This is a genomic window from Nostoc flagelliforme FACHB-838 (genome assembly GCF_014698065.1).
Classification (GTDB): Bacteria; Cyanobacteriota; Cyanobacteriia; order Cyanobacteriales; family Nostocaceae; genus Nostoc; species Nostoc flagelliforme_B.
On record NZ_JACJSI010000347.1, the window covers coordinates 1 to 6,125 of the forward strand.

The following is a 6,125-nucleotide window of genomic DNA, read 5'->3' on the forward strand; positions in this document are numbered from 1 at the left end:
GTCTATGAAGGCATGGCTTATCAATTAAATTTGTTGATGAGAGAAGGTATGCAGCGTCTGACTGTTTGGCGCAAAAGTGATAATCAATCGGCTTTTAGTGCTTATAAAGTAGAAGAAGAGGAAGGATACAAAGTAATACACAATCACCTTTCACCACAAGAAATACAAAAGCTAATCAACTTTGATACAAGAGTGCAACAGCAACAGTCACCGTCACAGCAACAACAAAACGAGCAATCTCCCGACGGACCAGAGTTAGACTAACTAAAATACCCGACAAACAACCCAAGAATATAGGCACTTACTAAGACATATCGCTTAGTCACCCGCTCGAATTGTGACCAGGGTGAGATGATGACAGCTAATACTATGTAAAACAATGCTTGTAGAAAATCGTTGTGCCCCAGTTTAATGATTGCCGCTATCATCAAAGCCACAAAAATTAGAAATTCCACTCCTGTTTCGATTCTGTCCCAAAGTTTCACATCATATAGGTAACGCATCTTGTAACCTCTGCGATAAATAATTCGTAATTCGTAATTCGTAATTCGTAATTACGGACAAAATTAATAATTAGTTCATTCGGGAATAAGCCCCAAGATCAGTTATGGAAGACAAAGAAATGCTCCCGCTCTATATTCTAAGCCCCTGAATTTATTCATGGGGTATTAATTACGAATTACGTTAGCGTAGCGGGGCGCAGCCCATTAGCAATTACGAATTGGAGCAGAGCGACTTGACGAATGGCAACATCCTACCATCAACCCCATAGATCCCGTCATCTTTGTAAGGAAATATAATGGTGAATTTGGTTCCTTGTTTAGCTACTGAGTTTACGCTTATCCTCAAACCATGAGCATGAGCCACACATAAGGCGATGTACAGTCCTAATCCCATCCCTGATTGATGTAATAAATTGCTATTTGGCGCTCGCCATAATGGGATAAATATATTTGATAGTTGTTCTGCGGCAATTCCACAGCCGGTATCTTCAATCTCGATCGCTAAATCATCTTCTTGATTGAGCAGCCTTAAAAAGATATCTCCGGCAAGAGTGTACTTAATAGCATTTGTCACAAGATTACACAGCATTCTGTCAATACTTATGCTGTCACCCTGTACTTGCGTTCCATGCTTGTACGATGATTGAGTTTCATAATGGAGATTCAAGGAATGATACTGCGCTATTGGCTTGAATAGAGAATAAGTTGTTTGTAAAAAACTCAACATATCAAACTGAGCTACTGTTACTGGTTTAGCTTCTTGAGAGACTCTATTAGCTTCAACCAAGCTCATACCCCGGTCATTAGTATCCCGTAGGGCTATCAGAAATGGTCTGATTTCTTCTAAAGAGTATCCATAAGCGCCATCAATTAACTGATTTACAATCAACGATGCCCCTTTAAAAGAATTTGACACGTCATGGAGTAAGGCTGATAAATCCAACTGTTTGCTTAAAACTTCCTGTTGCATAACTATGTTTCCAATGACAGATGGTTATTTTGGCTACTTTTATAAATAAGTGCTAATTATGTCTACAAGATTTAAGAATACTTTTATTTTAGTTATAAAAAAAATTATCCAATCCAACTTTAGTACTAAAGTTTTTTTCATTTATCTGGAAAAATTTTTTCCTACTTATATTTTATATTACAGACATAAAAAGTAAAAGGCTTAACACCAACAACTATGCTATAAATATTGAGTCATCTTATAATCGAAGTGATTTATGATTCGATTAACGCTCATTGAGGATGAAGAACTCATTAGGTTGGGGATCACTACTGCTATCAATCAACAACCAGATATGGAAATGGTCGGCGTTGCTCGTACTGGTATTGAAGGGATTAATTTAGTTAAGAAATTAAATCCCGATGTGATTTTGGTGGATATTGGTTTACCCGACATATCGGGGCTAGAAGTGATCAAAGAGGTCAAAGTCAATAGCAAGACTAAAATTGTTGTTCTTTCTTCCCATTCTTCTCAAGGCACTGTTCAATCAGCTTTAAATGCCGGCGCTGATTCTTACATTCTCAAAAAGAATAATGTTCCTTTGATTTTAGAAGCAATTAAAACCACATTCTACGATAACAAGTCTTTTTTTGACCCTGATATTAGCCGACATAATTTTTTCTTCCAGCAGAAAATTAAGGGGAAGAGTTACCAAGATCATCTTAGTGCCACTGAAATGCAAATTATCTCTTTGATGGCAGATGGTTCTTCTAATAAGCTGATTGCCGAGCGGTTATTTATTACTGAAAGTACCGTTAAAGGCCATATTAACAAGATTTTTGCGAAGTTAGATGTCAAGGATCGCGTCAATGCTCTGATTGAAGCTAGTAAACTTGGGTACATTGAACAAGATTACCTAAAAGTAGGTTAGCTACTTACTTACCTACTTGAATTAAACAATAGCCCTGGGTTTTACTCTGCTGTGTTTGACAGGCTTCAATTGCTGCTTGATTCTTCAAGATTATCTGATACATTTGCTTACCCTCTTGGGATTTTGCCCATTGGAGAATCTTAAGATCGTTACGTGAGACTACTACTGACTGATTCGTTCCTATATTTTGCACCAGATTCCATGTGGTCAGCGAACCCAGCAAGGTACTGCCAGCCGCTACTAATCCACACACAAGAGATACTGTTCCCAATCCCCAGCCTGCCTGCACTTTCATGCCTGTGTCGGTGGGCTTGCTTTTTTTGATCTCATCACGCACGGCACTAGAGACAACTGTATAATGCATTGACTCGGCTTGTTTGCTTGTCTTTTCCAGTTTTTGGTCTATCAGCGCCGCCCATGCTTCTATCATTGCCTCCATTCTTGCCTGGAGGTCTATGATCGTTTCTTCATATCTGCCCAGTGTCGCCATCATCCTAAAAACTGGATCATCAGGTGTAATTCCTAGTTGATATGCCCCTTCAACTATGCGTTTTTGTTCTGATGGGGAGTAGCCTTGTAATGTGTCTTGTAGTGTCATAAGGTAGGGTTGCAGGTATTGGGTGTAGGGTGTAGGGAAAATTAGTGGGGGGAATGGCACGCTTGTTAAGCGTAAATCCCTGGTATTACTGGATGAAAGGGTGTGGGGTTGCAGGTATTGGGGAATCAAGAAAATGTTCAACTCCTTGACGCAACTAAAATTTAATTGTCTTAAACACTACACCCTACTTTTGGTCATCAATCAAGCCCTAGATATTTAATAGCCAAATTGTTATTCATCACTGAATGACGAAACTTTTTAATCCACTGAAAAATGAAGCTTCTCCAAAATAAAATTATTGATAGATCCTGGCAAACTTGTGAATATGGTTTATCAGCCTTTTCCATCGCTTGATAATGATTCCGATGTAGAGCCATTAATTCTACTTCTGTCCCTCCTATGATTAACAGCTTTTTCCGCATCTTCTCCTCATATTCTCTAAACTCTGGCGCAAAATGGTAATTTTTCACTACCACGTAGTTGGCGTTATTAGTCGCGTTCTGGATGATTGCATTTAAGTAATATATGCAGTCTTCCCTGTGAGAAATAGGTTGGAGAAATGTTAAATTCCAACCAAATTTTACTAGAACCTCAAATAAGCTAGCACTTTCAATATATTGAATTACTTTTTCAATATCTTGTCCGGGCATATCAACAATCATCACATCTAACTCAGGATGATTTAAGCCATCTGTTATTGCATCAGCATCGTCATTTAATAAATTAAACTTCTTAATGGTTGCTATATGTTCATAAGCCGGAAATACAGGAAATGATTCTTGGTTATAAACCTTTATCCGTTTTCCTTGTTGGGCGAACATTTCTAGCAATAGCTTGATAACTGTAGACTTACCCACCCGCGCATCTCCTACAGTTATAATCATTCTCTTTGACATCTTTATTCCTATTCAGATAAAATCTTCTCTATACCAAATAAATCTTTTTTTAGCTTTATTTGCCCTTTAAAGTTGTTCAGCCAGCTTAAGACTCTACCAAATACAGACGGATATTCATCTTGTTCAAGTCCTTGTCTAAATGTCAGATTTTTCACATCTAAATAATCGTAGGATTTTTTCGCTAGTTTTGGCATAGTTATACTCGTGAAATCATGCCCTGTTGCTTTTACCTGCTGTTCTATTTCTTTGACTTTTTGTGAGTTATCATAAAAAGCAAATTGTTCCGCCTCCCCGTAAAACGAATTTTTTACTATTACATAATCAACCCGATCACCGCAGAAACTATATAATTCTAGTAGTTGAGTTATACAATCAATTATTGTGCTAATAACTACTACTATCGTCACCCGCATTTTACATTTATTATTTACCACATCTAAAAACCCCATCTCGGTTATTAAAATTTTTAAAGTTGGCAGAAATTGTGATGGCGTTTCTAGTAGTATCAAAGATTTTTCCTCTTGATTTTTCCCAGATTCTTTTGATTTGGGATAGACTAATTCTTTTAAATTATCTACAAATTCGTCTAATTTATCTGAATTAGATATATCTAAACGATGAATGTTTGCAGCGTTTTCATAAAATCTGATCAAGTGTGGATTAGAATTATCCGCGTCCAACCCGACAAATTTTACTGCGTTATCTATGTAAGTTTGCGCTAAACCTCTGGCAAACGTTGACTTACCAACACCTCCTTTATCTCCTGTCACCATTACTAATCTTCTTAGTTGTTCTGGATTATTTTTATTGTTGTTATTCTTATTATTATTTTCGGATACTGGATTATTAGACTGTGTATTACTAGTGTTTTCTTCTATCGCATTGTTAAGTGCTATATTGTCGGGTGCTAGGCTGTCTAACTCTGTATTACCAATGTTTTCTTCTGTCACATTGTTGGGTGGTAGATTGTCGAGTACTGTGCTATCGGGATCTGTATTGCTAGTGTTTTCTTCTGTTACATTCTTGGGTGCTATATTGTCGGGCACTGGGCTGTCGGTATCTATATTACTAGTGTCTTTTTCTATTGCATTGTTGGGTGCTATATTATTAAACGGTGTATTACTAAAGGGTTGATCTGCCAGATTGTTGCTAGTATTTCGGTTATTATCGTTGGCTATCTTAATAGTCATTATTCTTCTTCCTTTTGATATTGACCGAGAAGATTGGAGATTGAATAGGGCAGATTGGAGATTGAATGTTTTTGGTACAAGCCCAGCAGGAAAGTGGGCGGAATAAATCTAAAAGACGCTCCTACGTCGCTAACGCTACGCTATCGTCAATTCTCTTATCTACAAGACGCTCCTACGGACGCTCGTTCCTCGCTACCGCTTCGCTAACGCTACGCTATCGGCAATCTGCAATTGTTTTACAGATACTGTCTTTGAAATATCGGTCGAATTTTAATTCGTACCCAATGCAGAAATTTATTAATCAAATCCGCTTTGACAATCGTCTTCAAGCTATTGATGGCTGTAAAATTTAAAGTTTTTATTTTTACTACCTCTTCTTCAATAACTACATAACGTTCTTGACTGTGAATATTCATCAGTATTACCTTCTCGTTATTTAATTCTGCTGCAACAATGTTGAACACATCTTCAGTAAATATCTCTAGCCCTAATGGGGTAGAGATTACCCGCACCGTGCTACCCAAAGGGTGATCAAATTCCCAATATGTCCATACTCTTCCCATAAATAGATTGCCATATTTGATTCAACACACGAAGCTATTTAGGTACTGTTTTTTTCAGTACTATGGTTTCTTGATTTTTCAAAAATACGTTATACAATTACTAGCGATTATTTTCGGTTCTCAAAGAATTACCGCTATCAACACTGATATTATTCTTTGGCTGATGATAACGGTTGGATGTTAAGCCGATCGCCAACCTTGATATTGGCAGCGCCTGTTGCTAGCTCTAGCACTTGATTGGCAACTTTCCCCTTGTAGATGGGGCAAGGGTTTTTGTAGCACGGTTTAGCATTGTAAACCGCAGTTGTCACCACATTGTCCTTAAGATAAAAGATGTCTAAAGGAAAATTTACCTTGTACATGCAAAAAGGCACATTATAAATTTCTCCTCCCAGATTGAATAACATTCCGTCATCGCCGTTTAAGGATGAGCGAAATTTCAGCCCTTTCTCTAATTGCTCTGGCGTAGAAGCGGCTTCCAAGTTAAATGTGCGC

Annotated in this window: 8 protein-coding genes and 1 pseudogene; 2 read left to right on the forward strand and 7 right to left on the reverse strand. The window is 37.7% G+C overall.

Translation table 11 applies throughout. The features are described from left to right. Window positions 1–264, forward strand: a pseudogene (locus H6G97_RS43220) (hypothetical protein); the annotation flags it as partial. Here H6G97_RS43220 and H6G97_RS43225 read toward each other — a convergent pair. Beyond that, complete coding sequence (locus H6G97_RS43225) at window positions 261–503, reverse strand: hypothetical protein (RefSeq protein ID WP_179070171.1); 243 nt, start codon at window positions 501–503, stop codon at window positions 261–263. The pseudogene H6G97_RS43220 and the gene H6G97_RS43225 overlap by 4 nt on opposite strands. A 211-nt stretch (window positions 504–714) precedes the next feature. Next, window positions 715–1,473, reverse strand: a complete 759-nt coding sequence (locus H6G97_RS43230) for a sensor histidine kinase (protein ID WP_190946668.1) — start codon at window positions 1,471–1,473, stop codon at window positions 715–717. 256 nt (window positions 1,474–1,729) lie between these two features. On the opposite strand from H6G97_RS43230, the gene H6G97_RS43235 reads away from it, so the two are divergent. After that, complete coding sequence (locus tag H6G97_RS43235; protein ID WP_190946669.1) at window positions 1,730–2,383, forward strand: response regulator transcription factor; 654 nt, start codon at window positions 1,730–1,732, stop codon at window positions 2,381–2,383. Window positions 2,384–2,387: 4 nt separating this feature from the next. Here H6G97_RS43235 and H6G97_RS43240 read toward each other — a convergent pair whose 3' ends face one another. The 5 genes from H6G97_RS43240 to H6G97_RS43260 form a co-directional block, all read right to left on the reverse strand. Further along, window positions 2,388–2,981 carry a DUF6753 family protein gene (locus H6G97_RS43240; protein WP_190946670.1) on the reverse strand — a complete coding sequence of 198 codons (594 nt, stop codon included), beginning with the start codon at window positions 2,979–2,981 and terminating at the stop codon, window positions 2,388–2,390. Window positions 2,982–3,178: 197 nt separating this feature from the next. Next, entirely contained in the window at window positions 3,179–3,865 is a 687-nt protein-coding gene (locus tag H6G97_RS43245) for a hypothetical protein (RefSeq protein ID WP_242055998.1), read from the reverse strand. 20 nt (window positions 3,866–3,885) lie between these two features. Next, window positions 3,886–5,067 (reverse strand): nucleotide-binding protein, encoded by a 1,182-nt coding sequence (locus H6G97_RS43250; RefSeq protein ID WP_199350069.1) that lies wholly within the window; start codon window positions 5,065–5,067, stop codon window positions 3,886–3,888. A gap of 236 nt (window positions 5,068–5,303) precedes the next feature. After that, complete coding sequence (locus H6G97_RS43255) at window positions 5,304–5,630, reverse strand: hypothetical protein (RefSeq protein ID WP_190916943.1); 327 nt, start codon at window positions 5,628–5,630, stop codon at window positions 5,304–5,306. A 149-nt stretch (window positions 5,631–5,779) separates the two neighbouring features. Continuing rightward, a partial coding sequence (locus H6G97_RS43260) for a DUF192 domain-containing protein (RefSeq protein ID WP_242055999.1) occupies window positions 5,780–6,125 on the reverse strand: 346 nt, incomplete at its 5' end.